General features: G+C 29.4%; 26 protein-coding genes, 1 tRNA gene and 1 pseudogene. 9 read left to right on the top strand and 19 right to left on the bottom strand.

Annotation, left to right across the window (positions count from 1 at the left end; translation table 11 throughout):
• Both QOR43_RS05515 and QOR43_RS05510 read left to right on the top strand, forming a co-directional pair.
• Positions 1-1,494, top strand: coding sequence for a phytoene desaturase family protein (locus tag QOR43_RS05515; protein WP_265134625.1), 1,494 nt, complete (start codon positions 1-3; stop codon positions 1,492-1,494).
• Positions 1,466-2,458: a sensor histidine kinase gene (locus QOR43_RS05510; protein WP_265134624.1), complete on the top strand. Its 993-nt coding sequence runs from the start codon at positions 1,466-1,468 to the stop codon at positions 2,456-2,458. The genes QOR43_RS05515 and QOR43_RS05510 overlap by 29 nt, the downstream gene beginning before the upstream one ends.
• On the opposite strand, the gene QOR43_RS05505 is transcribed toward QOR43_RS05510, so the two are convergent.
• From QOR43_RS05505 to QOR43_RS05480, 6 genes are all read right to left on the bottom strand, one after another.
• Complete coding sequence (locus QOR43_RS05505) at positions 2,436-3,167, bottom strand: metal ABC transporter permease (RefSeq protein ID WP_265134623.1); 732 nt, start codon at positions 3,165-3,167, stop codon at positions 2,436-2,438. The genes QOR43_RS05510 and QOR43_RS05505 overlap by 23 nt on opposite strands.
• A complete protein-coding gene (locus QOR43_RS05500) occupies positions 3,164-4,042 on the bottom strand; it encodes a metal ABC transporter substrate-binding protein (protein ID WP_265134622.1) in 879 nt (292 codons plus the stop codon). Before QOR43_RS05500 ends, QOR43_RS05505 begins: the two co-directional genes overlap by 4 nt.
• A gap of 23 nt (positions 4,043-4,065) precedes the next feature.
• Positions 4,066-5,475 (bottom strand): TonB-dependent receptor, encoded by a 1,410-nt coding sequence (locus QOR43_RS05495; RefSeq protein ID WP_265134621.1) that lies wholly within the window; start codon positions 5,473-5,475, stop codon positions 4,066-4,068.
• A gap of 39 nt (positions 5,476-5,514) precedes the next feature.
• Positions 5,515-5,838, bottom strand: coding sequence for a hypothetical protein (locus QOR43_RS05490; RefSeq protein ID WP_265134619.1), 324 nt, complete (start codon positions 5,836-5,838; stop codon positions 5,515-5,517).
• A 167-nt stretch (positions 5,839-6,005) separates the two neighbouring features.
• The gene (locus tag QOR43_RS05485) at positions 6,006-6,947 is read right to left on the bottom strand and encodes a hypothetical protein (RefSeq protein WP_265134618.1); all 942 of its coding nucleotides are present in this window, start codon (positions 6,945-6,947) and stop codon (positions 6,006-6,008) included.
• An 82-nt stretch (positions 6,948-7,029) separates the two neighbouring features.
• The gene (locus QOR43_RS05480) at positions 7,030-7,323 is read right to left on the bottom strand and encodes a HEAT repeat domain-containing protein (protein ID WP_265134650.1); all 294 of its coding nucleotides are present in this window, start codon (positions 7,321-7,323) and stop codon (positions 7,030-7,032) included.
• A gap of 554 nt (positions 7,324-7,877) precedes the next feature.
• On the opposite strand from QOR43_RS05480, the gene QOR43_RS05470 reads away from it, so the two are divergent.
• On the top strand, positions 7,878-9,206 hold the full coding sequence (locus tag QOR43_RS05470; RefSeq protein WP_265134616.1) for an esterase-like activity of phytase family protein: 1,329 nt from the start codon (positions 7,878-7,880) through the stop codon (positions 9,204-9,206).
• Positions 9,207-9,316: 110 nt separating this feature from the next.
• Positions 9,317-11,713 (top strand): DEAD/DEAH box helicase, encoded by a 2,397-nt coding sequence (locus QOR43_RS05465; RefSeq protein ID WP_265134615.1) that lies wholly within the window; start codon positions 9,317-9,319, stop codon positions 11,711-11,713.
• Between the two features lie 91 nt (positions 11,714-11,804).
• Here the strand turns inward: QOR43_RS05465 and QOR43_RS05460 are convergent, their stop codons facing one another.
• Together QOR43_RS05460 and QOR43_RS05455 are read right to left on the bottom strand one after the other, a co-directional pair.
• Entirely contained in the window at positions 11,805-12,008 is a 204-nt protein-coding gene (locus QOR43_RS05460; protein WP_265134614.1) for a DUF2283 domain-containing protein, read from the bottom strand.
• A 23-nt stretch (positions 12,009-12,031) separates the two neighbouring features.
• Positions 12,032-13,327 (bottom strand): M16 family metallopeptidase, encoded by a 1,296-nt coding sequence (locus QOR43_RS05455; protein WP_265134613.1) that lies wholly within the window; start codon positions 13,325-13,327, stop codon positions 12,032-12,034.
• A gap of 80 nt (positions 13,328-13,407) precedes the next feature.
• Between QOR43_RS05455 and uvrA the strand changes: the two genes are divergently transcribed.
• Genes uvrA through upp form a run of 3 tightly spaced genes read left to right on the top strand, consistent with a single transcriptional unit; the run spans position 13,408 to position 17,786 of the window.
• Positions 13,408-16,185, top strand: coding sequence for an excinuclease ABC subunit UvrA (gene uvrA / locus QOR43_RS05450; protein WP_265134612.1), 2,778 nt, complete (start codon positions 13,408-13,410; stop codon positions 16,183-16,185).
• Complete coding sequence (locus tag QOR43_RS05445; protein WP_265134611.1) at positions 16,186-17,175, top strand: NAD(P)H-dependent glycerol-3-phosphate dehydrogenase; 990 nt, start codon at positions 16,186-16,188, stop codon at positions 17,173-17,175.
• Positions 17,172-17,786, top strand: coding sequence for a uracil phosphoribosyltransferase (upp, locus tag QOR43_RS05440; protein WP_265134610.1), 615 nt, complete (start codon positions 17,172-17,174; stop codon positions 17,784-17,786). Before QOR43_RS05445 ends, upp begins: the two co-directional genes overlap by 4 nt.
• On the opposite strand, the gene aroE is transcribed toward upp, so the two are convergent.
• From aroE to QOR43_RS05400, 8 genes are all read right to left on the bottom strand, one after another.
• Positions 17,776-18,615: a shikimate dehydrogenase gene (aroE, locus tag QOR43_RS05435; protein ID WP_265134609.1), complete on the bottom strand. Its 840-nt coding sequence runs from the start codon at positions 18,613-18,615 to the stop codon at positions 17,776-17,778. The two genes, upp and aroE, sit on opposite strands and share 11 nt — an antisense overlap.
• Positions 18,612-18,863: a NifU family protein gene (locus QOR43_RS05430; protein ID WP_265134608.1), complete on the bottom strand. Its 252-nt coding sequence runs from the start codon at positions 18,861-18,863 to the stop codon at positions 18,612-18,614. Before QOR43_RS05430 ends, aroE begins: the two co-directional genes overlap by 4 nt.
• Complete coding sequence (locus QOR43_RS05425; protein WP_265134607.1) at positions 18,850-19,098, bottom strand: hypothetical protein; 249 nt, start codon at positions 19,096-19,098, stop codon at positions 18,850-18,852. Before QOR43_RS05425 ends, QOR43_RS05430 begins: the two co-directional genes overlap by 14 nt.
• Positions 19,095-19,334 (bottom strand): sulfurtransferase TusA family protein, encoded by a 240-nt coding sequence (locus QOR43_RS05420; protein ID WP_265134606.1) that lies wholly within the window; start codon positions 19,332-19,334, stop codon positions 19,095-19,097. Before QOR43_RS05420 ends, QOR43_RS05425 begins: the two co-directional genes overlap by 4 nt.
• Positions 19,313-20,377: a hypothetical protein gene (locus QOR43_RS05415; protein ID WP_265134605.1), complete on the bottom strand. Its 1,065-nt coding sequence runs from the start codon at positions 20,375-20,377 to the stop codon at positions 19,313-19,315. Before QOR43_RS05415 ends, QOR43_RS05420 begins: the two co-directional genes overlap by 22 nt.
• Before the next feature lies 1 nt (position 20,378).
• Positions 20,379-20,840, bottom strand: coding sequence for an iron-sulfur cluster assembly scaffold protein (locus tag QOR43_RS05410; RefSeq protein WP_283571445.1), 462 nt, complete (start codon positions 20,838-20,840; stop codon positions 20,379-20,381).
• A gap of 71 nt (positions 20,841-20,911) precedes the next feature.
• Complete coding sequence (gene truA / locus QOR43_RS05405; protein ID WP_265134604.1) at positions 20,912-21,646, bottom strand: tRNA pseudouridine(38-40) synthase TruA; 735 nt, start codon at positions 21,644-21,646, stop codon at positions 20,912-20,914.
• Positions 21,639-23,231: a DNA repair protein RecN gene (locus QOR43_RS05400; RefSeq protein ID WP_265134603.1), complete on the bottom strand. Its 1,593-nt coding sequence runs from the start codon at positions 23,229-23,231 to the stop codon at positions 21,639-21,641. Before QOR43_RS05400 ends, truA begins: the two co-directional genes overlap by 8 nt.
• Before the next feature lie 110 nt (positions 23,232-23,341).
• On the opposite strand from QOR43_RS05400, the gene QOR43_RS05395 reads away from it, so the two are divergent.
• Both QOR43_RS05395 and argJ read left to right on the top strand, forming a co-directional pair.
• Positions 23,342-25,228 (top strand): 2Fe-2S iron-sulfur cluster-binding protein, encoded by a 1,887-nt coding sequence (locus QOR43_RS05395; RefSeq protein ID WP_265134602.1) that lies wholly within the window; start codon positions 23,342-23,344, stop codon positions 25,226-25,228.
• A complete protein-coding gene (gene argJ, locus QOR43_RS05390; RefSeq protein ID WP_265134601.1) occupies positions 25,218-26,378 on the top strand; it encodes a bifunctional glutamate N-acetyltransferase/amino-acid acetyltransferase ArgJ in 1,161 nt (386 codons plus the stop codon). The genes QOR43_RS05395 and argJ overlap by 11 nt, the downstream gene beginning before the upstream one ends.
• On the opposite strand, the gene QOR43_RS05385 is transcribed toward argJ, so the two are convergent.
• The 3 genes and pseudogenes from QOR43_RS05385 to QOR43_RS05375 form a co-directional block, all read right to left on the bottom strand.
• Complete coding sequence (locus QOR43_RS05385; protein WP_265134600.1) at positions 26,371-26,565, bottom strand: rubredoxin; 195 nt, start codon at positions 26,563-26,565, stop codon at positions 26,371-26,373. The two genes, argJ and QOR43_RS05385, sit on opposite strands and share 8 nt — an antisense overlap.
• A gap of 19 nt (positions 26,566-26,584) precedes the next feature.
• A tRNA-Leu gene (locus QOR43_RS05380) sits at positions 26,585-26,668 on the bottom strand.
• Between the two features lie 14 nt (positions 26,669-26,682).
• Positions 26,683-26,976: pseudogene (locus QOR43_RS05375) on the bottom strand (hypothetical protein); the annotation flags it as partial.

Below are 26,976 nucleotides of genomic sequence, written 5' to 3'. Positions count from 1 at the left end.
ATGATTTACGATTATATAATTGTCGGTGGTGGCATTGGTGGTGTTGCTTCTTATATTTTACTGAAAAGTATTGGTAAAAATGTATTACTTTTTGAAAAATTGGATTATCTTGGTGGATGTGCCGGAACATTTGAAAAAGATGGTTATCTATATAATGTAGGTGCTTCTACTCTTGTTGGACTAAAAGATAACATGCCACTTAATATATTACTAAAAATAGCACAAAAAGATAAAAAAGAACTGCCTGTAAAACCGATAGACCCATCAATAATTGTTTTTGTCAAAGATAAAGTTATAAAAAGATATAAAGATAAACAGAAAGCTTTTGAAGAAATAAATAAAAGTTTTTACCATAAAAATAATAAAATTTTGTGGGATAAAATATATAAAACAGCTGATATTAACTGGGAAAATTTATATAAATTAATTCCTTTTAATCCAAATGATAAAATTGATATTGTTAAAAAATTCTTTTTAAATTGTGGATATTTTTGTAAAAATGGATTAAAACTTGTTTTTTCTGCAAAAGATGTTATAAAAAGTTATGTGCCGGATATTTCAAAAGATTATATAGATTTTTTAAATAGTCAGATACTTATGACATCACAGGGATATTGGGATGAAGTTAGTTTTTCCATAGCATCTATGGGACTTACTTATCCAAATCTTGATAATTATTATGTTTTTGGCGGTATAAATCAAATTCTTGAAATTATGGTAAAAGATGAAAAAAATATAAAAAGAAAAGATAAAGTTATAAAAATATCCAAAGATAAAGATATTTTTAAAGTTTTATCAAAATCCGGTGAGTATTACTCAAAAAAGGTTTTATTAAATAAAACAATATGGGATTTTTGTGAAATTTTAGATAATCAATTAAAAGATAGCATCTGTGAAAAAAATATAAAAAAATACAACAAAATATGGTCTTCTGCTACTTTATATTTTAATGTAAAAGATGATAAAAATATTTTAAATGAACATCATTATCAGATAATTCATGAGAAAAATCCTTATACCGGAAGTTATTCATTTTTTCTTTCTGTATCGGACAAAGATGATAATATAATGAATAAAGATGGATTTAGAAGCATAACAATATCAACCCATTGTAAAATAGATTTATGGGAAAATTTAACTGCCGAGGAGTATAAAGAAAAAAAAGAGATGCTTAAAGATTTTATATTGGAAAAATTATATGAAAAACTTCCATTTTTTAAAAATTTAGAGATAAAAAATATTATGGTAGGAACTCCAAGAACATTTAAAAGATATACAGAAAGATATAAGGGAACAGTTGGTGGTATTCCATTATTAATGGAATATACTATGCTAAATTATCCATCTGGAATAACTCCGATAAATGGTTTATATATTGTTGGAGATTCTGTTTTCCCCGGACAGGGATTTCCGGGGGTTATACTTGGAGTTTTTAATATTATCAGCCTTATAGAGAGGGATTTTAGTGAAATATTTTATAAATATATCTTTTAATGATTGGCTTATTGTTTTATTTTTTGGTTTAACATTCGGAGGAATACTTGGAGCATTTATATCAGTATTAATCGGATTATCCGGTTTTTTTTATGGATTTTTGGCAGGTATGATTTTTGGGTTATCAATTTTTATCTACTCTTTTATTTTGATAAATTTTTCAAATAAATATATCTTAACTAAAATAGATGAAAAATATTGGGAGCCTGTTAGCTTATTTTTTTCATTTTCATCTGGTTTCTTAGGAAGTATTACCGGATATTACATAATTTTTTATTTAAATTTAATCCATATAAACTTACCAAAAAATATACTTTATGTTGGATTTTTATTTGTAGGATTTTTGACTGCATTGATAGCAAATCTGCTTTATAAAATAGTAAATTTAAGAAAGATAGAAGCAGAACTTCAAAAATCCCTAATAACATCCAAACTAAAAGCCCTTGAATACCAGATAAATCCGCATTTTTTATTTAATACATTAAACACAATCTTAGAATTAATCCATATAAATCCAAATCTTGCAGAAAAAGCAGTTATATCTCTTTCTAAGTATTTAAGAGAAATAATTGATGAAGAAAGTTTAATCAGTATTGAAAAAGAGATAGAGATAGTAAAACATTATATTTTTATACAAAAATTAAGATTTCCAAATATAAATTTTTATTTTGATATAGATAACTCAGTTTTAAATATTAACATTCCAAAATTATCTATACAGATTCTTGTTGAAAATGCTATAATCCACGGCGTTAAATCAAAAGGAAATATATGGATAGAAGCAAAAAAATCAGATAATAAAGTGGTTATAAAAGTTATTGATGATGGAATATATTTTCAAAAAATAAAAGAAGGGACAGGGCTTTCCAATTTAAGAACAAGATTAAAATTAATGTTAAATGGAGATTTAAAATATTACAGGCAGGATAATAAAACTGTGTTTATAATTGAAATTCCTTTATAATTTTATAAATAGCTACCAATATACCGGAAAATGCATTAAAAAATACAACCGTATATCCGGTTGGAAAATCAAACTGGTAAGATATATAAACAGCAAAGGCATTTATAAAAAATCCTATAATCCATGCATATATAAAAAGATGCTTATTAAAAAGTTTGATAGCAATATAAGCAGGGGCTATTAAGATAGAAAAAACAATCAATACACCGGCAACTTTTACAGAGCTTGCAACTGTAAGAGAAAACAAAACAAAAAAAGCTATATCTTTATTTTTCAGAAAATATAAAGCTATTCCTACAAATATGTATAAAATAGCTACTTTTAAAACCGTATCTAAGGATACAAATAAAATATCGGTAGCCATAAGATTTTGAAAATCTTCCATTCCGTGAGGATATTTTGAAAAGATAATAAAAACGGTAGATATACCAAAAGCATAAATAAGTCCTATAAACGCTTCTATCTCTTTATCAAATTTAGAGGCAAAAGATATAATTAATCCGGTAATTACTGCAAATAAAACAGCTATTGGATACAAAAACTCACCATTAAAAAAATAAAGGGAGACAGCAGCTCCCACCGCTGCCATCTGCCCGACTGCAAGGTCTGTAAATATAATCCCCCTCCGGATTATTTCAACTCCAAAAAATGAATGGATACCAAGCAAAACAATAATCAGTAAAAATGCAGTAAATAAAATATCTATCATTTTGTTAATCTCTCCACAATAATATCAAACAAAGAGAATATATCCTTAGCCTCAGGAATAGCTCCAACATCATGAGGCAATATAATTACAGGAATACCGGTTTTAGAAGATACAAATTTAGCTGCATCTTGGCTATGATAAACGTCTTGAAGAATAAATTTAACATCTTTTGAATTTTCAATAAGATTTTGAAGATGTTTTGAGGTTGGTGGTATTCCAGGAAGTGGTTCTAAGGTTCCGGCTACTATAATTTGGTAATTTGTTAAGAAATAATCATAAAGTCTGTGGTATTCATAAACTTTGGAACCTTTTAAAGATTTCATCTTTTCATCCCATACTTTCTTTTTTTCTGAAAACTGCTTTTTAAAATCATTTAGATTTTGTTTATAAAAGCTACAATTTCCACTATCTATTTCACATAATCTTTGGGTTATTGCATCTGCTAAGATAGGGATATTGTTTGGATTTAGATAAAAATGAGGATTTCCTTCCGGATGTACATCACCACCTGCTCTTGATACATTTTCCGGTTTTTGTATTAGCTCCACAAAATTAGATAAATCTAAAAATCCATTAGTATTTGGATTTATTTTTGGATTATTAGCCTGTCTTATAAGTGGTGGAAGCCATCCAATCTCCAAAGAAGCTCCGTTTATTATAAGCAAATCTGCATCTCTTAATTTTACTATTAAAGATGGCTTTGGTGTAATAAAATGAGGGTCAAGATTTCCATTAGCAAGAGAAATTACATTGGCTTTATCTTTTGCTATTTTTTGAGTAATATCAGCTATATAAGGATAAGTTGTAGCAACTTTTATCTTTGCAAAAGAGAAAGAAAAAATAAATAAAATTAATGGAAATATATATCTAAGCATTTTTCACACCTCCTGTAATTTTTTTAAAATGGATGGGCTCCATGTGCCCCGATTGCCATATTAAATTGTAATATAACTTCATTTATAGTTTTTCTACTGCCTTCAAAAAACTTTGACCTATCTTGATTAAATTGTAATCTTATTTTTGAAAACTCAGTAGGTGAATAATCTATCATAAAAGCATATTTATAAAGATTATCCGGTTGATTTTGATTTATTCCGTTTATATAAACGTCATTTTTATTTAAAAGGTCATATCTAAAACCTGTTCTCCATCTTTGATTAAATCTATACACAATTTGGGAATAAAGTCCGGATTGTTTTTTTTCTAAATGTGGCATTACGAGATTATCATTATCATTATATCCATATCTTGTTCCATCCATATTTCTGTATATATATTCAGATTGCCATGAGATATATCTGTAAGAATCTATATTGTATCTTAATGTTAAATCAGTTCCGTATATCTTTGTTCTGCCGGCAAAAGCATGGGGGTTATCAGCATCTTCTAAATGGTCTATTCTTGTTTTACCTTCTGCATAAGATAATCCAAATAAAGTGGTTAAATTGTCTGTAATATCAAAAGATGTTTTAGCAAATAATGTATAAAGATTTGGTTTTTGAGTATCCGGTACATTGATATTATCGCCACTTCCATCTTTCTTTGTATTTACACTAAATCCTTTTGTGCCAAAGCTTAACTCATTTTCGCCCTGTAATAACTCTGTGCCAATTTGTAGATAAAATGGAGTTGGTGCAACCCAGTTAAGCTGAACTCCTTTTTCAAGTAGGTTATCTGCTCCAAATATTGCATTATAAACAAGTGGTTGGTCTGCAAAATCCCAACTATGTGGATGTTGTTGATTTAACCTTCCAAACGAACTTTTAAATTTACCTATTTTTAATCCAAAAGGTAATGTTTTTGTATTTATATAAGCCTCTTCTATCTCAAAGCTATCTTCCGAAAGGTGGAATATTCCGACTAAATCAAAATAAGGGTCAACCGGTGAAGCTACATAAAGCTCTCCGTAGTTTAGATTAAATCCTCTATCTTTATTTAGGTCTGTTAATCCCTCATTGTCTTCCGGATGGCTATGGACAAAAGCCGGTATTTCAAGGGCTTTATAAGTTTCATCTCTTATATTTCTATTAACATAAGAAAAATCTGCTATAAATGAAATATCCGGCACAAATTTTGCCTGTGAAAAAGGATTAGATAATTTATCAATTTCTGATATTCTTCTTTCTGCTTCCTTTTCTATCTTTGCACTTTTTTCCTGTTTTTCTTCAAGTTGTTGTAATCTTTGTTGTAATTGCTGGATTAGCTCTTTTTGTAATTCAAGTTGCTTCTTTAACTCTTTTATATCTTCTGTTTCAGATGCAAAAGCAACAGAAGTAGATAATAAAGTAGTAATTAATAATTTTTTCATACTCCGATACCTCCTTTTTAAAAATTTTTCAAGCTAAAGTTAAATATATAAAGGAGATACCGGAGGAGCCCTTGGATTAATAGGAATATTTAATATAAGTTGTAATATAGGAGAGTTATAATTATACTCATAAATAGGTTTTTCAACATATATTTTAAAATCATTTATAAGTTCTTCCGGATTATTAGATTGTTGATTTATTGATAGAACACAAACCGGACAATCATAATGGGGCTTTCCATCTTCGTGGTGGTGGGTTATGGTAATAAAATTAGAAAATAAAATAATTACAGAAGATAGAATATACAAAAATCTCTTTGAAAATCTTATTTTGAAGGTTGAAGGATAATTTAATTTTAACATAAACCTTATTATATCATAGGTTTTAACTGCTTAAATTATTTAATAATTTCTCTAAAAAACATAGATTATCATAGATTTCATTTAAAGTTTTTGCTATTTTTGATTTTTCATCTTCATACTCATGGACTATAATATTTCTCAATTCCCTTAATTCAAGCCATTTATTGCTATCTATACTTCTTTAAAATCTCTTCTTGCCTGTTTTTAAACTCATTGTTAGCATCTTCAATAATTTTTGCTAATGAAGTTGTTTTTAATTTTTCAATAATTTCATTTTTTTTATATTGCATTCCTGTTATGTATTCTCCATAGGGGAATTTGCCGATAAGCATATCAGGGTATTCTTCAAACTCATAAAAGTATACACCCCAAAATTCTTCTCCTGTTTCCTCTTCAAATTCCATTGCATCTACAAAGAAATCACATTCAATAACCACATCATCTCCGGAAATTCCTATTTTTTTACCTTTTTTCTCCCATATTTCTTCGTCATATTTTCTGTTTATGTATGTAAGATTCCATTCTTCGGAGATTAAATGCCATTTAAGCAAATCTTCTCTTAATACACTTTCTATTGGTTTTATGACGGGGTATTCTCCTTGTATTGCATAAGCAGGAGTTCTTCCTATTTGGAAGAAATCTACATTTTCAAATACATCTTCTACCTTATATCCGTATTCTGTTATCATCTTTTCAACAAATTTTCCCTGCTCGTCTCCGTATTTTTCTTTTACGGCTAAGATTATTTCTGCAAATGCATCATTATCGTGAATATCTGATGAAGTTATTCCTGCAACTAAAATATTAGCATTGCATTTTTTACATCTATGTTTTCCACCAAATATATCTGCATCTGAAAATCCGGTATAGCAAAACGGACATTTATATCTTTCTTTTACAACGAATTCGTTGATAGACTTTATTACCTCTTCCAGTTCTTCAAGTGTTCCTTCTGCAAAAAACACACCGTAAGGATAAACTCCGATTTTAACCGTATATTCTTTTGTTCTTTTGTTGTAAGATGCATCAAATATTTCTATATCAATGATGTTTGGATATTTTGACACCATTCTTTTTGCAAATTCATTGATTTCTTCCCACCAATTCATCTTAAATATCCTTTTTTTAAATTGATTGTTTTATCTTACCAGATCAATAAATTAAAGTCAATTATAATTAAAGTTGACATCATCAGCCTCTCAATTTTAATAATTTTTTGAGAGCTTGCTTTGCTTTTGAGCTTACGGTTGGATATCTATGCATTGTCAATTTGTGCAAAAGCTCAAGGGCTTCAGGATGACTCATCATTGCAAGGGTATCTACTATCTGCATTAGCACTACAGGATTAGTCTCTTTATTAATCATATTTTCAATATAAGGAATAGCTTCCTTTAAGTTCTTCATACCTATTACATGTAGCACATTCAACTTCATCTCCGTAACAGGATGGTTTAATCCCATAAGCAGTTTACGTTCGTAGGGCATCTGTTGAAAATCTCTCAAGTCATAACCGCAGTAAGGACATATTATGTCATCTTGGGATATAACATTCCAGCATGCAGGACAGAAGTATGTAATCATTGACACCTTTATTAATTATATATTCTAATGGAATGGTTCCCTTTTAAAAAGTTAACATTCTGTGTGTGGAACCTCATTACTTCTAATTATAAGACTTTTCATCAAAATTTCAAATACTCCTACAAAGTGTTTGAAAAATCCAAAGCAATTGATTTTTCTTTATATTATAAATGATAAATCTGGCTAATGTAATCTTGCCATATCTAAATCCTTTAAATCACCTCTATCCATAAATCCAATTTTTAAATAAATTTAAAATTTCAAGGTGGATTTAGTTTTTGTTTCAAGAAAATTTCTTATCTACTTTTTAACTTTAACTAGAAAATTGTTTGGAATTTTTGGGAATTTTAAAGTTAATTAAAATTTATAAAAATTTTTTAATGAAAATTTAATAAAATTTTAAAACTAATAAAGTACAATTTAATAAATTTAAAAATTTAAAAAGGAGAATTTTTTTAATGAAAAGTAGAACTAAATTTTTATTTTCTGCTGTTCTTTTTGGTAGTATAGTTGCAAGTTCATCTTTATTATTAACTGGTTGTGGCGGCGATGATAGTGGTAGTAGTAATCAATCAAATGTCTCTCAGATGGGAGAAATTATTACCCCTCACCTACCTAACTTGCAATTCGGGAGTGTTGAATTTAAAAATGGAAAAGTTTTAAATTTTACATGGGGAATAGGAAGTGCAGCAGCTCATAGACAAGGAGATGACGAAAAAACCTTTTATACTATGACTGATAGAGGAGTTAATATTGATTGCAAAGATGCTAAAGACATTATCGGAATTGATATATGTAATGGAGCTTCGGGAGTAATTTTTCCATTTCCTACATTTACACCTCCACCAACTATTTTTAAATTAAGGTTATCTGATGATGGGAAAAGTGTATATGTAGTAGATGTTATTCCTTTAAAAGATAAAGATGGAAATCTCATAACTGGACTTTCAAATCCGTTATCAAATTTTCAAGAAATACCTTTTGACAAAGATGGAAATCAATTAAATTATAATCCAAACGGTCTTGATACTGAAGCACTTGCTATTATGAAAGATGGTAGTTTTTGGATTGGTGAAGAGTATGCACCAAGTTTAGTTCATGTGTCCAAAGATGGAAAAATAATAGAAAGGCTTGTTCCAAAAGGATTAGAAACTGAATTAGCTAATGCTAATTATGTTGTTAAAGGAGTCTTGCCTTCAATAATAGCAAAAAGACATCCAAATAGAGGTATAGAAGGAGTAGCGATTAGTCCAGACGAAAAATATTTATACTTCACTCTTCAAAGCCCTTTAGATAATCCAGATTCGAAAGCTTATTCCAAAAGTAGATATGTTCGTATGTATAAAATGTCTTTAACAGATTACAACGATATAAAAGAATATGCTTATCAATTAGATACTCCAGATACTTTTATTCAAGACAATAAAAATACAACAAATCCTCCTAAACAGAAGGATGTAAAAATATCAGAAATGACTGTTCTTGAAAATGGAGATGTAATAGTATTAGAACGTATTACTAAAACAACAAAATTATATAAAGTAGATTTTAATAATGCTGTACCAGTTCCAGCTGATAAATCTGCAACTCTTGAAACAGATGCTACTGGAATAACTCCTTTATCTAAAACATTAATATTTACAACGGATAACTATAATGATGGCGAATTTCCAAGTAAAATTGAAGGAATGACTTCTCTTGGAAATGGAAAACTTATACTTATTAATGATAATGATTTTGGAATAAGAGGAGAAGATACAGTAATAAAAATAATTAATTTAAAATAAACACTTTTTTAAATAACACTTACTCTGCTGCATATTTGCAGCAGATTTTTTTAACTAAATATTATCTATTTACTATTGATTTACCTGTTTTCCTAAACTAAAATATTTTTATGAAATTTATAAAGAATTTAGAAAACAAAGTTGTAAAAATAGAGTATATAGATGAAAAACCGGCTGAATTTTCAGAATTTATTTTTGATAATCCAAATATAAACCTATTTTTAAGAGATAAAAAATTATATACCCATCAAGTAGAAGCCATTAAACTTATAAAGAAAGGTAATAATGTTGTAATTACTACTCCTACTGCTTCCGGTAAATCATTTATATATTTGCTTTCTATTCTTGATAGATTTTATAAAAATCCATCTACAAAAGCATTACTTATATTTCCTTTAAAGGCATTATCAAAAGACCAGAAAAAGAAGATACTGGATTTCATTCAAAATATAAACTCAGATGCAACAGTAGAAATTTACGATGGAGATACTTCAAAACAAGAAAGAAGTAGAATAAAAGAAAATCCACCGACTTTTTTAATAACTACTCCGGATATGTTAAATCAGGGAATTTTGCCTAATCATAGAAGTTGGAGTGATTTTTTTAAAAATTTAGAGTTTATTATGATAGATGAGATACATTATTATAAAGGTGTTTTTGGCTCCCATATTGCAAATGTTTTAAGAAGATTAAAAAGAATTATAAATTATTACAACCGGAAAAAGCCTATATTTATTATGAATTCTGCAACGGTTCATAATCCGGTATCTTTTGCACAAAAATTAACCGGTGAAACAGATATAAAATTAATATCAAAATCGGGAGCTCCTTCACCACTTAAAAAATTTATAATAATGAATAATCTTCATTCGGAAGATTTAGTTAAATTATTGATAAAGCTTGTAAAAAATAAATTATCTTCAATAATTTTTGTAAATAATAGAAAAGATACAGAAATTTTATATAAAAGAATAATTACAGAAGATAGAAAAATTATCAATCTTGTATCTCCATATCGCTCCGGATATACACCGGAAGAAAGGGAAGAGATAGAAAATAAACTTCAAAAAGGAAAGCTCAAACTTGTTATATCTACCAATGCATTAGAAGCCGGTATAGATATAGGGGAGCTTGATTGTAGTATAGTTTATGGTTATCCGGGGACATTATCTGCTCTATGGCAAAGATTTGGAAGAGCCGGTAGAAGAGATAAAGAAGCATATTATATTTATATTCCCAAAAATGATGTTCTTGATAAATATTTTGTAAAAAATCCACAGGAATTTTTTAAAAGAGATGTGGAAGAAGTAATAATCAATCCGGAAAATGAAAAAATATTATCCAAGCATATACTCTCTATGGCAAGAGAATTACCGATAGATTTAAAAGAATTGGATAAACCCCATATAAAAATTGTAAATAATTTATTAAAAGAAGGAAAGTTAAGATATATAAACGGCAAATTATACAGCAATCAGTATATAAATTTCAGTATAAGGTCAGCAGGAGAGCAATTTACCATTTATGATGAGAACAGAAAAATAGGCACATTAAATGAAGAAAATATAATATATGAAGCCCATCCAAAAGCTATATATCTACATAATGGAGAAAGATATATTGTTGAAAATGTAGATTATAAAGAAAAAGTAGTTTATGTTAGAAAATACGATATAGGAAATTATATAACATATCCTATAAAAGATACGGAAATAAACATTATAAATATTACCGGCTCAAAAGATATAAACAATATACAGCTTTTTGTGGGAGAGGTTGAAGTTTTAAGTAAAGTTATAGGATATTCTAAAATTGATATTGGAACAGATAAAAAAATCAATGATATATTTTTTGATGAATACTTAGAAAAAAGATTTATCACAGAAGCATTTTGGTTTACATTACCAAATGATATTGAAAAAAATACTTTTGACAAAACTAAAAAAAGTTATCTTGATAAATTGGTAAATCTTTTATTAGAGTCAGATATTTTAAAAGATTATATACAGCTTCTTGTAATGTATTCTGATGATAAATCCAAATTTAGAACAATCTTAGATAGCTTGGTAAATAATTATATAGAGGACAAAAAGAAGAAAGAACAGATTAATGAGATTGCAAATAAATTTTATGAAGAAGATAAATATTTTGTTGGAGCTTTGCATGGCACAGAGCACGCTATGATAGGTATATATCCTTTATTTGCTATGAATGATAGATGGGATATTGGGGGAATGTCAACTCCTTTTCACCAAACAACCGGAAAAGCTACAATATTTATATATGATGGATATGAAGGTGGTATAGGTTATGCAAAAGTAGGTTTTGAAAGATTTGATGAGATTATTCAGGCAACATATAAAAGTATAAAAAATTGTAAATGCCTAACCGGTTGCCCTTCCTGTATCTTTTCGCCAAAATGTGGCAACGCCAATGAATACCTTGATAAAGAAGCCTCTTTAAATCTACTTGAAAAGCTTATATCTTATATCAATACCGAAAAGTAATAATAGTTCATTTTTCAAAAACATTTTAAATTTCCTATTTTCTATTTCTCTATCATTGAAATCATTAATTAATTCAGGATACCCTATAAATTTATATTGTAGCAAGTTCTGTTTTAAAAGGTAACTCTATATTTTCTTTTTCGCTCCAATCAAAAATTTCCAATCCTATTATATTATCTTTCTCGTCGTAGTCTACAACAATTCCTTGTTCTACAAAATGCTCACTATCAACAGGTTTTTTATCAGTAAATCTTATAGTAAGTATATCGGTGTTTTTATCATATTTTATTCGCATAATCCTTTATACCGATTTTGGTATTATTTATCTTCCGGTAACAATCTTACTTCTGTATAATTGTTATCCTTTAAAAATTCTCTTACAAAATTATCTACATCTTCTTTTGAAACCTTTTTTATATTTTCAAGATATTTAATATCATAATTTATATCCCTTGCAACGGTTACAGCATAACCAATAGAGTCAGCTTCATCATCTACTTCTTCTCTTGCAAATGTTTCCCTATTTATAATTCTTCTTTTTGCATTTTCAACAGCTTCTTTATCAAATCCATTTTTTGCATAATCTTTTATTATCTCAAATAATTTTTCTTTTGCCTTATCTATCTTGTCAGGGTCGGTTATCATATAAAAGATAAATTGGGAAGTGCCGGCATGTGCCATATAACCACCGAAGATTGATTGGACATAACCTTTTTCTTTTAATTCTTGGTAAATTACTGAGCTTTTTCCGTTAGCTAATATTTCTTCTAAAATCTGTGCAGTAAAGGATTTTTTATCTCTTATTGATGGAGCTTGCCAGCCAATTACAACATAACCTCTGGTTATCTGTTTTTTCTTTATAACAGCAGTTCTTATATCTGTTTGTGGGTCTTCAAGTTCTACCTGTGGTGGAGTGTATTTTTTGCCTTTTACGGTTCCGAAAGTTTTTTCTATCTCATTTAAAACTTCATCTTTATTTATATTTCCTACCACAACAACGGTTGTATTATTAGGTGTATAATGGGAGTAAAAATAATTTCTAACAAGCTCAGGAGTATAATTTTCAATAGTTTCCCTGTATCCTATTACCGGATGTTTATAATTTGTTTTTTTATAAGCTAATTTATAATATTCATCCCATAAAAGATTTTTTGGGTCGTCAAGATGTCTGTTTAACTCCTCTAAAACGATAGGTTTTTCTTTTTTAACCATATCGTCAGATAAAGATGGAGCAGTTGTCATATAATAAAGATATTTTAATGCAGTTTTCCAAAAAATATCTGCAATTTCTATATGATAATATGTAAAATCAAAACTTGTTGCTGCATTTATATGCCCGCCTTTTTTCTCTATCTCAAACTCAATTTCTCCGGGTTTTGTATATTTTGTGCCGTTAAATAGCATATGCTCTAAGAAATGGGACAATCCTCTTTCTTGGTCATTTTCATAAATAGAACCAACCCCAAACCATACTTGAACGGCTACTGCTTTTGTATCCGGTCTTTCTTTAATAATTGCTTTTACACCATTTGGCAATTTTTTTATATAAATCTCTTCTTTCGCGGCTACTGTCATAACACACCCCATTATAAATAAAATTAATATTCTAAGCATTTTCTTCCAAAAACCTCTAAAAATTTTAAATCGGCAATATATTATAATATATATCAAAAATTTATATGTAGAAGGTGAAATTGGATAAGATAATTATACACGGAGCAAGACAACATAATTTAAAAAATATAGATTTGGAAATCCCTAAGAATAAGTTAGTTGTTATAACCGGTCCATCAGGCTCAGGGAAATCTTCCTTAGCTTTTGATACTATATATGCAGAAGGACAAAGAAGATATGTAGAAAGTCTTTCTGCTTATGCAAGGCAATTTCTCGGTATAATGGAAAAACCGGATGTAGATAGTATAGAAGGGTTATCACCGGCTATAGCAATAGACCAAAAAACCACATCTAAAAATCCACGCTCAACGGTAGGGACAATAACAGAAATATATGATTATTTAAGGGTTCTTTTCGCAAGGGTAGGAAAGCCCCATTGTCCTGAATGTGGAAGATTGATAGCTTCCCAAACACCGGAAGATATATCAGGTAGATTAATAACCTTACCGGAAGGAACTAAATTACAGATTTTAGCTCCCATAATAAGAGGACAAAAAGGAGAGCATAAAGATATTATTGAAAAAATCAAAAAAATGGGATATTCCCGGGTAAGAATAGATAAAGAGATATACACAATAGATGAAGTTCCAAAACTTGAAAAAAATAAAAAACATGATATTGAGATTGTAGTAGATAGGGTTGTGATAAAACCGGATATAAGAACAAGGTTAAATGATTCTATAGAACAGGCATTTAAATTATCAGATGGATTAGTTATAATCCAAAATCTTTCTGACAATACTGAAAATATATATAGTGAAAAATTTGCCTGTCCGGAGCACGGATTTTCAATATCAGAACTTTCACCAAGATTATTCTCTTTTAACAGCCCTTATGGAGCCTGTCCTACCTGTAAAGGTCTTGGTGTAATCCATAAAATAGATACGGAACTTTTGATAGATGAAGATAGATATATAACCGATGCTTTTAGAATAGCAGAAAATATATCATTTAAATATATTAAACCAATGGTAGGAGAGTATTTATCATACATTGGAATAAGCAGATTAAAGAAATTTAAAGATTTAACAAAAGAACAAAAAGAAGCTATCTTATACGGCAAAGGATTGCCACCTTACTTTGAAGGTATTATTAATCATCTTGAAAGAAAATATTTAGAAACAGATGTAGAAAAATATAGAGAAGAGATAGGGAAATATATTGTTGAGATTGTATGTCCTACCTGTCAGGGTTCAAGATTAAAGCAAGAAGCCCTATCTGTTTATGTAGGTGGTAAAAATATATATGATATAGCTAAAATGAATATAAGAGATTGTTATCAATTTTTTGAAGATTTAGAAAAAAATAATGAAATGTCAGAAAAAGAAAGAATTATATCTTCTAAGGTTATAAAAGAGATAAAAGATAGATTAAAATTTTTGATAGATGTTGGGGTAGATTATCTTACAATAGAAAGGTCGGCAATAACATTATCCGGTGGAGAAGCTCAAAGAATAAGACTTGCTACCCAGATAGGTTCAAAACTAACAGGAGTTTTATATGTATTAGATGAGCCATCCATAGGACTTCATCCAAGGGATACTGCAAAATTAATAAACACATTAAAAGAGTTAAGAGACCTTGGAAATACGGTTATTGTAGTAGAACATGACCAAGAAACCATAGAAGAAGCAGATTATATAATAGATATAGGTCCCGGAAGTGGAGTTTATGGTGGTTATATCACAGCAGTAGGAACACCGGAACAAATAAAAGAAAATCCAAACTCATTAACCGGCAAATATTTAAGTAAAAAATTAACTATTCCTGTCCCGAAAAAAAGAAGGCAGTTAAAAGATAAATTTATAAAAATAGTAGGAGCAAAAGAACATAATTTAAAAAATATAGATGTAGAGATACCCCTTGGATTGTTTGTTGTTATAACCGGTGTATCCGGTAGTGGAAAATCCACATTAATATATGATATCTTATGGCAAGCAGCAAAAAATAGATTTTATTCATCAAAAGAGCCTGTAGGAAAACATGACAGAATAGAAGGTTTAGAGTATATAGATAAAGTGATAAATGTTGACCAATCGCCGATAGGAAGAACTCCCCGTTCTAATCCGGCAACATATACAAAAGTTTTTGATTTAATAAGAAATCTTTTTGCACAACTACCGGAGGCAAAAGTTAGAGGATATGATGCAGGGAGATTTTCTTTTAATGTAAAAGGTGGAAGATGTGAAGCCTGTCAGGGAGAAGGTGTTGTAAAAATTGAGATGCATTTCTTACCGGATATATATGTAACCTGTGATGTATGTCAGGGGAAAAGATATAATAAAGAAACTTTGTCTATCACATACAAAGGCAAAAATATAGCAGATGTTCTTGATATGACAGTAGCAGAAGCCCTTGAATTTTTTGAAAATGTTCCATCTATCAGAAATAAATTAAAAATACTTCATGATGTTGGACTTGATTATATAAAGCTCGGACAACCGGCAACCACATTGTCCGGTGGAGAAGCTCAAAGAATTAAGCTATCAAGAGAATTATCCAAAAGGGATACAGGCTCAACCCTTTATTTATTAGATGAGCCTACAACAGGACTTCATTTCCATGATGTTCAAAAATTGATAAATGTTTTAAATAAACTTGTAGATAAAGGAAACACCGTTGTTGTTATAGAACATAATCTTGATGTTATAAAATCTGCAGACTGGATAATAGACCTTGGACCAGAAGGTGGAGATAAAGGTGGAGAAATAGTAGCAGTAGGGACGCCGGAGCAGATTATTCGTAATAAAAAATCCTACACAGGACAATTTCTAAAAAAATACTTAGAGGAAAGATAATTGAAACTCGGTATTGTAGGAGCAGGAAGCTGGGCAACAGCATTAGCCCACATTTTATCTAAAAATTTCCAGAGTGTAATCTTATGGGCAAGAGATAAAGATGTAGCAGAAAATATAAACCAAAACCATAAAAATGATAAATATCTACCGGATATTCTATTAAATTCAAATATATCAGCAACGATAGATTTAGAAGAAATCTTCCGGCAAGATATTATTATAATAGCCATTCCTATGCAACATATAAGGGAAACTATATCAAATATAAAACTGAAAGAAGAAAAAATGATAATATCTGCATCAAAAGGAATAGAAATAGGGAGTTTAAAACTTCCTTCTGATGTTATAAAAGAAAGTTTGGATATACCGGAAGAGAATATTTTTGCTTTATCCGGTCCATCTTTTGCAAAAGAGGTAGCAAAAGAATTACCTACAGCTTTAACATTAGCCGGTAAAGATATACAAAAAGCAGAAAAATTACAACAGCTTTTAAACACAAAAACATTTAGAATTTATATATCAGAAGATATAAAGGGAGTAGAAATAGGCGGAGCAGTAAAAAATGTTATTGCTATCGCCTGTGGTGCAAGTGATGGTTTAAAACTTGGAAATAATGCAAGAGCTTCTTTAATAACCAGAGGACTTTATGAAATGACAAAATTTGTCCCTATATTTAATGCAAATCCACAAACAATTTACGGATTATCCGGACTTGGAGATTTAGTTTTAACAGCAACCGGAGATTTATCAAGAAATAGAAGATTTGGCTTGTTGATAGGAGAAGGATATTCGGTAGAAGAGGCAATTAAAAAGATAAATCAAACAATAGAAGGTATAGAAACAGTAAAAGCAATAAAACAACTATCTGAAAAATATAATTTAGAACTTCCAATTTCTGAAATGGTTTATAAAGTTATTTATGAAAAACTAAATATAAAAAAAGCAGTAGATTTATTAATGAATAGAGAGCTTAAAAAGGAGTTTTTATGAAAATTATAAAAGTAGAAAACAATTTATTAAAGCATCTTATCTCAAAAATTAGAGATAAAAATACAGATAGTTTTCTTTTTAGAAAATATATATCAGATATATCAAAAATTTTGTTAATAAAATTTTTAGAAGATGAAAATCTGGTTTATAAAGAGATAGAAACATGGATAGGTAAATTAGAACAGCCATTTTTAGAAGAAGATAGATATGTATTTATCCCTATTTTGAGGGCAGGACTTCCTATGCTTGATGGAGCATTAGAAATTTTGCCCAATTCAAAAGCCGGTTTTTTAGCAATAAAAAGAGATGAAGAAACCTTAGAAAGTAAAATTTATTATAAAAGATTACCGGATTTGAAAAATAAAATAGCAGTAATATTAGACCCTATGGTTGCAACCGGTGGTTCTTTATCCCTTGCCATAGATATTTTAAAAGAAGAAAATCCTGAAAAAATAATATCTTTAAATATAATAGCAGCACCTGAAGGATTAGAGAGATTAAAAACAAAAGATTTTGTTATGTATATAGCCCAAATAGATGAAAAATTAAATGATAAAGGCTATATTATTCCTGGCATAGGAGATGCCGGAGATAGACTGTTTAATACATAGATATTGAATTTTTCATTATTTCTATTGGTGCTTTTTTACCAGTCCATATCTCAAAGGATTTTGCACCTTGATATATCAGCATCGGCAATCCGTCCTGATATTTACATCCTATTTCCTTAGCCTTTTTTAATAATTTTGTTTCTTTATATATAATATCAACAACAATATGTTTTTTTTCTATCCTTGAATAATCAAAAAGTTCAGGGTCTTCATCTTTTAGCCCTACTGATGTTGTATTTATTATAATATCCACTTCTTTTAATATCTCTTCTATCCTATAAAATTCTATATATTGGATAAAATCTGTTATATATTTAGTTAAAGTTTTAAAATCATCAATTATTTGTTCTACTTTTGCTTTTGTTCTGTTAGCTATATATATTTTTACACCTTCTGTGATTAAGCTATATATAACAGCCCTTGATGCACCGCCAGCACCTAAAACCAATGCAGTTTTACCTGATAAATCCGGCTCAACTTCTTTCAAACCGGTTATAAATCCGTAAGCATCTGTATTATATCCTATTATATATCCATCTATTATTTTTAAGGTATTTACTGCTTTGATAATTTTAGCTTCCTGAGAAATTTCATTTATATATTTAATCACTTCCTCTTTATGGGGGATAGTGACATTTACACCTTTTACAGATAAAGCTTTTAGACCTTTTATTGCAGATTCTAAATTCTCAGGTTTTACTTCAAAAGGAATATAAACAGCATTTATCCCAAGATATTCAAATGCTTTTGTTTGAAAGATTGGAGATTTGGAATGTTTTACAGGATAACCTATAATACCATAGACAGAAGTTTCACCATTTATAATCATTCTATTATATATTTTTCCTGCCCTATTATAACAGATTTAACCCAAGGTAAAGATTCTTTAATTGTATAAACTATCATATCTTTCATTGTAATATCTGCTACCGGACAGGAGCTACATGTTCCGAAAAGTTTTAGATAAACGTCTGAATCTTCAATTTTTACAAGCCCTATATTTCCTGCATCCTGAGCAAGAGCAGGTCTTATTTTTTCTAAGACTTCTTCTACTTCTAATTCCTTAGTTTTTACCATTATTGCTGACCTCTTTCTTAATAGTAACTATTTTATTAAATTTTTCTAAAAATTCTTCTTTTTTTGCTTCGTCAAGTTCAATAATATTTAATGCTCCTTTTACAGATAATCTTTTAAATAAAATTTCATCTAATTTTTCATCATAAAAATATTTAAAATATTCTTTAAAAAGAGCTTCAACTTCCGGATATTCCTGTATAAGTTGTTGTATTTTCATCTCTATTGGAAGCCTCATCCTTGAGTTTTCCTTACATAAAAATGTAAAATTCCATCTTCTTCTTTATATCCGAGGAATTCATTTCCGGTGGTTTGACACCAAGCAGGCACATCTTGGATAGCTCCTTCATCATCTGCAAGCAGTTCTACAATGGTTCCTACTTCTACTTTTTTCATCACTTTGGCAAGTTCTGTAATCGGTATCGGGCAATAGGTTCCGGTTGCATCATGGGTTATGTCTGGTTTAACATCCATTCTTTAATCCTCCAACCTTCTAATAATTCATCATCTATTTTATATCCGGTAATATCTAATATTTTACCATTTTTATTGTGATATAGCACATCTATTTTACCATTTTCATCTGTTTTGGAGTATCTTGCTATCATATTGGCTATTATATAAATATCTTCTTCAGGCAAATCTTCCTGTCCTATGGGTTTTGCTATTGCTACTGCTCCTTTTCCAACAGGCTCAAAATAATCATATCTATTTTTAAACCCTCTTAAAAAGTTTCCTTCTCCTTCATTCCTTGATATTATAACCTTTGTTCCTGAATCTAATCTAAAATGTCTTCCTACGGTAAAAAGAACTAAATCATCTTTTGTTAATTTACCTTCTTTTAATAAAGCTTCTTTAAATTTTACTGCATAATTTTCATCTGTAAGATAACAGCAACCTCCACCGGGAGATTCAAACTCATCTATACCAAGCTCTTTTGCAAGTTGGAAATGTCTTTTTCTACTTCTGCCGTAAATAGCTTCTAATTTATCTCTATCTATTATTCCTTTTATTTCAGGAATAGTTGGTGGTAAAAGTTTTGCAGATAATGGTCTTACTATCAATCCTTCCAATCCGGCTTCTTTTTCTATAAGTTTCATCACATTTGCCCTTTGGCTCATAGGTCTTTGTCCAAGAACTTCACCGGATATAACAAAATCGGCTCCTATATCTTCCATTATCTCTTTTGCTTTTTTAAACATATAAGCTCTGCAATCTATACAAGGATTAACATTGCTACCATATCCATATTTTGGATTTGTAATTACATCAAAATAACCATCGGATATATCTACTATTTCAAGTTTAAAACCATATTTTGCAGCATACTTTAAAGCCGGATTCATATAATAAGAGCCATCCGGTTTCTTTTCTCCTCTCCTTCTTTTTGTTTCTGTTATACAAAAACCGGTATAAAAATGTAAAGCTAATACATCTATTCCTTGTTTTTGAATGAGCCTGATAGCCAATGTGCTATCAAGCCCACCTGAATATAAAGCTACTGCTTTTGCTTTCATATTATCCTATATGTTCCAAAGATACTGATTCTTCTTCGTGTTCTTCTTCTATGCAGTCAGGTATTTTGTTTGCTTCTTCTATTCTTCCTTGCTTTAAAAGATAATCTTTTATAGCAACATGAAGAGTTTCAAGTCCAAGATTTGTGCAATGTATTTTTTGAGGTGGAAGTCCTCCAAGCTCCTCAAAAATCTCCTTGTATGTGAGATTTAATGCATAATCTATTGGTTTTCCTTTTACCATTTCTGTAAGCACAGAAGAAACAGCTATTGCAGAACCACAACCGAATGTTTTAAATTTAACATCGGTAATTATATCTGTATCTTTATCAACTTTTATAGTAAAGAGCATTGCATCACCACAAGATGGATTACCACATTGTCCGTATCCATCCGGATTTGGTATTTCTCCAATATTTCTTGGATTCATAAAATGATCCATAACTTTTTCTGTATATTCAAACATCTCCAAAACCTCCTACGATAAATTTGTCATATAAACAATATACTACTTATATATATTCTCAATGACAAATATCAGTAATATATTTCTTTTAGATATAATCCACAAGCCGGTGCTATAAATCTTCCTTTTGAAGGGTCTTTTGCTTTTATAATTTCTTTAAATTCTTCAATGGTCAGCTCTTTAGTTCCTATTTTTACAATATGTCCAACAATTCTTCTTACTAAATTTCTCAGAAAATGTGAGGCTGTTATGGTAATTGTTATAATCTCTCCATCGTAATGAAGATATACTTCTCTTAAATCTATCTCTTTTCTTAAATAATTTTCTTTCTTTGCAAGGCTTGTAAAATCTTTATAATTTTTAAGAAGATTTAAACCATCTACCATTTTTTTTATATCAAGAGGTTTATCTATATACCAGGCAAGCCCGTATAAAAATGGATTTGGCTTTGTATATATCTTGTATATATATGTTTTCCCTTTCGCAGAAAATCTTGCATTAAAATTTATATCAACTTCTTCTACTTTTAAAATAGATATATCCCTTGGAAGTTTTGCATTTAGATATTTATATAACAATTTTGGCTCTTTGTAGATATTTGTTTTAAAATTTGCTACCTGACCGAGGGCATGGACTCCGGCATCGGTTCTACCGGCTCCTATTAATGTTATTTTTTCTTTAAATAAATCTATCAAAAGATTTTCAATAATTTCCTGTATTGTGATTGCATTTTTTTGTTTTTGCCAGCCGTGATAATTTGTTCCTATATATGCTATGGTTAATTTATAGTTATATCTTTTATCCATTTTTTGCGAAGCTATTTATAAGATTTTTTGCAAGCTGGATACTTTTTTCATCTATAATGCCGGATAGCATTCTGGCAATCTCTTTTTCTTTTTCTATATCTTCAATCTCTTTTATTACTGCTTTTGTTGTATCCGGAAGATTATATTTTTCTATATAAAAATGCTTATCAGAAATAGATGCTATCTGTGGCAAATGGGTAATTATTATAAGCTGAAAATTTTTTGATAAATCTTTTAATTTTTTTGATAAATTTAAAGCTGTTTTTCCGCCAATGCCTGTATCTATTTCGTCTAATATCAATGTTTTTGCAGATTTTTGTGTAAGTAATCTTAAAACCAATGATAATCTTGATAACTCACCACCGGAAGCAGTATCTTCTAAAAAAGATGGCTTTAATCCTTTATTAGCAGAAAATAAAAATCTAACTTCATCTTTGCCGTATCTATCCGGTTGTTTTTCCTGTATATCTGTTATAAATGTAGCCGATTCAAGGGCAAGCTCTGATAAATGTTTTTTTACGATTTCATCAAATATTTTTGCTTTTTCTTTTCTCTTTTGAGATATAATTTCTGCAAGTTGGTTTATCTTTTCTTTTAATATATTTATATCTTTTTGTAGATTTGGTATTTGTATCTGGCTGTTTTCAAGCTCTTGGATTTTTTCTTCTATTTTATTTTTTAGCTCTATCAATCCTTTTTCATCTGTGTTATATTTTCTTTCTAAATGGTTTATAAGATTTAATCTTTCTTCAATGAGATTTATCTCTTTTTCATCAATATCAAGCTCTATTTTACTTAGCTGATAACCGGCATCTTTTAAGATATTATAGGCTTCTTCTATCTGATTTAATGCTTTTTGTATATTTTTATCATAACCGGCTATTTTTGATAAATTTTTTATTATAACCGACAATTTTTCAAATATTTCTTCGGATAAGCTATATTCGGTTATGCTTACAATCTCTTTTATTGTTTGGATATTAGATAGATATGAATATCTTTCTTCAAGGGCTTCTTTTTCACCTGATTTTATATTTGCATTATTTAGCTCATTTAATTGATATTTTAAAAAATCAAGTTCTCTTAATCTCTCTGACTGGGCTTGTATTAATTGATTATACTCTTTTTCTTTTTCTTTAAATTCTTTGTATAGCTTTTGGTATTCTTCAAGCAAATCTTCTATTTGACAGAAACTATCAAATATCTTTCTTTGGTTGTCTTTTGAAAATAATTTTTGGTATTGATGCTGGGAGTATATTTCTACTAAATCTTCTGTTGCTTCTTTTATTGTGGAAAGGGTGGCTCTTTTGCCGTTAAGGTAATATATACTTTTTCCGTTTTTTATCTGTCTTGATACTATTAATAATCCTTCTTCTGAGTAATCATTTTGTATATTCTCAAAAACAAGCTCTACATAGCTATCTTCCGGATAGTTTCCTCTTTCACCAAGAACAAATGCTATTGCATCAACAATAAGCGATTTACCGACCCCGGTTTCACCGGTAAAAACATTAACTCCATCTACCAAATCTAACTTAATATCCGTAAGATACAGAAATTTTTTTATAGTTATCTGAGAAAGCATTTTTATTAACTATCACCTATAATCTGAAGTTATAAAATTTATTATATGTTAGCTTAAGTTTTGCGTCAATAATGTGATAAAATTTTTTAAATCTCTTTTTGGGGCTAAATATGGAAAAGGTTAAAATTAAGATAGATAATCAGGAGATAGAAGTAGAGAAAGGAATAACCGTATTGGAAGCAGCAAAAAGATTAAATAAATTAATACCTACATTTTGTTATCATGAAAAACTACCTATATTTGGTGGTTGCCGTATATGTCTTGTTTGGGATGTTAAAGCAAGACGCTCTATTATAGCCTGTGGAAGTTATGTTTATGATGGAATGGAGATAGAAACTGAAAATGAAAAAGTAAAAGAAGATAGAAAATTTATATTACAGATGCTTTTTAGCCGGCATCCTCTTGATTGTCCGATATGTGATAAAGCCGGTGAATGTGATTTACAAAACTGGGGAACATATTGGGGACCTCAACAAAATTTACTTCCTATAACACCTTTTGAGAAAGTAAGACTGGAAGATGATTGGGAAAGTGATTATCTTGAGTTTGTATCAAATAGATGTGTCCTTTGCATAAAATGTGTGTCGGTATGTAGCAATATTGTAGGTGCAAATGCTTTATATCAGCTTGAAAGAGGATTTGAAACATTAATATCTCCGGTAACAAAGCCTATGGATACAAGCAGTTGTGAGATGTGTGGGCTTTGTGTTGATATATGTCCAGTTGGAGCAATTTTATTTAAACCATTTAAATTTAATGCAAGACCTTGGCTTTTAAAAGAAACATTTTCCCATTGTGGAATGTGTAGCCTAAACTGTCCGGTAGTTATAGACCACGATGGGAAAGATATTCGTAGAATAAGAAGCACAGCAGATTTAAATATATGTGCCGGAGCATATCTTGGTTATGATGTATATAAAGAAAACAGATTAAAATATCCATTAATTCAAAATCAAGTTAAAACCATTGATGAAGCTCTGCAAAAAGTAGCAGATATAATAAATAATGAAGAAACAGCAATAATATTATCCTCTTATAGCAATAATGAATCCCTTGATATTTATAAAGAAATTATTGAAAAATCCGGTATAAAAGCAACTTCTTTATCAACAATAAACACAATACCGGTTTTAGTAGGATATAAAGAAACAGCAGAGGAAGATTATACAATTGATTTAAGCCTTATAAAAGAATTTAAAGATGTATTTATAATAGGCGATGATATAGCAGATACAACACCTGTTTTATCTTATATGTTAAACGGGAAAAATATCACCTATATTGGAAAAAATGCAAACAGAATAAAAAAATTCTTCCCAAGGATAGAAGAAAAGTTAAATATTGAAGATATTCCAGAAAACTCATTAATTATTTATAGCACTACTTCCGATATAGCACAGCAAAGTTATGAAATGGGAAAAACTCTCGGAAGATTAAAAAAAGAGAAAAATTGCAATATCTTAATTATTCCTTTTGAAAGAAACAGTTACGGACTGATAAATAGATTTGAAAATCTTTATTATCTTCCGGATATATTAAAAGATATAGAAGAAGGAAAAATCAAAAATCTGATAATCATAGGAGAAGAGATAACAGATTATATAGAAGAAGAAAAATTAAAATATATATTCCAAAAAGTTGAAAATCTTATTGTATTTTCTCCCTTTGAAGATGGATTAACTTTGATAAGTAATATAGCAATACCTATATCTTTATGGTTTGAAGAAGAAGGATATATAGATAGCATTTTCGGAAAAGTAAAAACCAAAAAATCTATAAAAAATATTTTTGAAGAAAAAACAATTTTGCAAAGATTGAATAATCTAATAATAAAAAAAGAAAAGCCACAAATTGATTACAGCATTAGATTTTATGATACAGATTATATAGTTAAACCGGAAATCAAAATATGGGATTTTGGTTATGTAGGAAAAAGGTCAAATAATCTTTTAAACTGGAAAATGAAAAACATAGGAGTGTTGGAAGATGCAGATTAAAATGGGAGTAGCAAAAGCAGGTATTAAGCCATCCGGAGATTATGATATTCTTGTATTAAGATTTAATCCTTCTGTTTATTCAGCAGTATTTACACAAAACAGCTTAGCAGCAGCACCGGTAATATACGATAAATTGGTCTGCTCTATTCAGGATAAAATATCTGCAATTGTTGTAAATAGTGGAAATGCCAATGCAGCCACAGGACAAAAAGGATTTGAAAATGCAGAAAAAATGGCTCAAATAACAGCAGAAAATCTCGGAATTGAAAAAGAAGAAGTTCTTGTTTTCTCTACCGGTGTAATAGGCGTTCAACTTCCGATGGATAAAGTAGAAAACGGCATAAAAGAAGCAACAAAAAATCTTCAAGATTTTGATTTAGAACTATCTGCAAGAGCTATATCAACAACAGATGCATTTTATAAATATTATGAAACAACCGGAGAAATTGATGGAAAAATATTTCATATCAAAGGCATAGCAAAAGGTGCCGGAATGATACATCCAAATATGGCAACAATGCTTGCTTATATCTTTACAGATGTAAAAATAGAAAAGCCACTTCTTGATAAAGTTATGAAACTTGTTGTAGAAAGAACATTCAACTCTATATCGGTAGATGGTTGCGAAAGCACGAATGATAGCTTTGTAATAGTAGCAACCGGAGAAAATGATATAGAAATAGATGATTCAAATAAAGTATATTTTGCAAAAAAGATTTATGAAGTTGCCCTAAAACTTGCAAAAATGATAGTGAAAGATGGAGAAGGAGCCACAAAATTAATTGAGATAAACATATTCGGTGCGGATACAAAAGAAAAAGCAAAAAAAGTAGCAGAAGCAATAGCTACATCAAATCTATTTAAAACAGCAATGTTTGGAAATGACCCGAATTGGGGAAGAATACTTGCAGCAGTAGGACAACTGCATCACAATATAGATTTTAGTAAAGTAAAATTATATATAGGCAATTATCTCATATATGCCGGCGAACCAATAGATTTTAATAAAGATGAAATCGTTGAATATATGAAAAATAACAAAGAAATTAATATAGATTTATATCTTAATCAAGGAGAAGAAGACTGGAGTTTTTACACCTGCGACCTTGGATATAAATATGTAGAAATCAATGCAGAATATACTACTTAACTATCTTTCTAAATTCTCTCTTGGGATATTTACAAACAGGACAATGCCAATTGTCCGGTAAATCTTCAAAAGAGATACCGGGAGATATGGCTCTCTTTTCATCTCCTTTTTGCGGGTCATAAATATATCCACAAACCCTGCATCTATATTTATCACTAAATATATCTTTTACAATAACTTTGACCATATTTTAACCTTTATTTAGATGCCGAAGGCGGGAGTCGAACCCGCACGCCCTTGCGAGCGGGGGATTTTGAGTCCCCTGCGTCTGCCAATTCCGCCACTTCGGCATTGGTTGATATTACTAAGTTATTATTATATAATAATTACCTGCTTTTTGCAAATAGGTAAAATGAGGCTGTTTGAAAAATCCCAAATAGTTGATTTTCCTTGTTTCTAAAACTGACTTTAAAAATAACCAAAAAATAAGGAAAAAAATAATTTTCGCAAGAACTATTATGTTATAAATTATAAATCTGGCTATCACATGTAATCTCGCCATATCTAAATCCTTTAAATTATCTCTATCTTTAAATTCATTCTTGATATTCCCTATTAACTGCTCTATTTTGTATCTCTCCTTTTTATATATATCCTT

It is taken from the genome of Venenivibrio stagnispumantis, assembly GCF_900182795.1.
In the GTDB taxonomy this organism is placed as follows: Bacteria; Aquificota; Aquificia; order Aquificales; family Hydrogenothermaceae; genus Venenivibrio; species Venenivibrio stagnispumantis.
The sequence above is the reverse complement of the archived record's forward strand: the minus strand, read 5'-3'. Positions and strand labels throughout refer to the sequence as shown.

Excerpts from the sequence above, each read along its gene's own strand:
- argJ (WP_265134601.1), top strand. The coding sequence starts at position 25,218 with ATGCAGATTAAAATGGGAGTAGCAAAAGCAGGTATTAAGCCATCCGGA.
- QOR43_RS05385 (WP_265134600.1), bottom strand. The coding sequence starts at position 26,565 with ATGGTCAAAGTTATTGTAAAAGATATATTTAGTGATAAATATAGATGC.
- QOR43_RS05410 (WP_283571445.1), bottom strand. The coding sequence starts at position 20,840 with ATGTTTGAATATACAGAAAAAGTTATGGATCATTTTATGAATCCAAGA.
- QOR43_RS05395 (WP_265134602.1), top strand. The coding sequence starts at position 23,342 with ATGGAAAAGGTTAAAATTAAGATAGATAATCAGGAGATAGAAGTAGAG.
- QOR43_RS05490 (WP_265134619.1), bottom strand. The coding sequence starts at position 5,838 with ATGTTAAAATTAAATTATCCTTCAACCTTCAAAATAAGATTTTCAAAG.
- upp (WP_265134610.1), top strand. The coding sequence starts at position 17,172 with ATGAAAATTATAAAAGTAGAAAACAATTTATTAAAGCATCTTATCTCA.
- QOR43_RS05400 (WP_265134603.1), bottom strand. The coding sequence starts at position 23,231 with ATGCTTTCTCAGATAACTATAAAAAAATTTCTGTATCTTACGGATATT.
- truA (WP_265134604.1), bottom strand. The coding sequence starts at position 21,646 with ATGGATAAAAGATATAACTATAAATTAACCATAGCATATATAGGAACA.
- QOR43_RS05485 (WP_265134618.1), bottom strand. The coding sequence starts at position 6,947 with ATGAATTGGTGGGAAGAAATCAATGAATTTGCAAAAAGAATGGTGTCA.
- QOR43_RS05465 (WP_265134615.1), top strand. The coding sequence starts at position 9,317 with ATGAAATTTATAAAGAATTTAGAAAACAAAGTTGTAAAAATAGAGTAT.
- QOR43_RS05415 (WP_265134605.1), bottom strand. The coding sequence starts at position 20,377 with ATGAAAGCAAAAGCAGTAGCTTTATATTCAGGTGGGCTTGATAGCACA.
- QOR43_RS05430 (WP_265134608.1), bottom strand. The coding sequence starts at position 18,863 with ATGGTAAAAACTAAGGAATTAGAAGTAGAAGAAGTCTTAGAAAAAATA.
- QOR43_RS05480 (WP_265134650.1), bottom strand. The coding sequence starts at position 7,323 with ATGCCCTACGAACGTAAACTGCTTATGGGATTAAACCATCCTGTTACG.
- QOR43_RS05425 (WP_265134607.1), bottom strand. The coding sequence starts at position 19,098 with ATGAGGCTTCCAATAGAGATGAAAATACAACAACTTATACAGGAATAT.
- QOR43_RS05420 (WP_265134606.1), bottom strand. The coding sequence starts at position 19,334 with ATGGATGTTAAACCAGACATAACCCATGATGCAACCGGAACCTATTGC.
- QOR43_RS05460 (WP_265134614.1), bottom strand. The coding sequence starts at position 12,008 with ATGCGAATAAAATATGATAAAAACACCGATATACTTACTATAAGATTT.
- QOR43_RS05505 (WP_265134623.1), bottom strand. The coding sequence starts at position 3,167 with ATGATAGATATTTTATTTACTGCATTTTTACTGATTATTGTTTTGCTT.
- QOR43_RS05515 (WP_265134625.1), top strand. The coding sequence starts at position 1 with ATGATTTACGATTATATAATTGTCGGTGGTGGCATTGGTGGTGTTGCT.
- QOR43_RS05495 (WP_265134621.1), bottom strand. The coding sequence starts at position 5,475 with ATGAAAAAATTATTAATTACTACTTTATTATCTACTTCTGTTGCTTTT.
- QOR43_RS05455 (WP_265134613.1), bottom strand. The coding sequence starts at position 13,327 with ATGCTTAGAATATTAATTTTATTTATAATGGGGTGTGTTATGACAGTA.
- aroE (WP_265134609.1), bottom strand. The coding sequence starts at position 18,615 with ATGATTATAAATGGTGAAACTTCTGTCTATGGTATTATAGGTTATCCT.
- QOR43_RS05470 (WP_265134616.1), top strand. The coding sequence starts at position 7,878 with ATGAAAAGTAGAACTAAATTTTTATTTTCTGCTGTTCTTTTTGGTAGT.
- QOR43_RS05500 (WP_265134622.1), bottom strand. The coding sequence starts at position 4,042 with ATGCTTAGATATATATTTCCATTAATTTTATTTATTTTTTCTTTCTCT.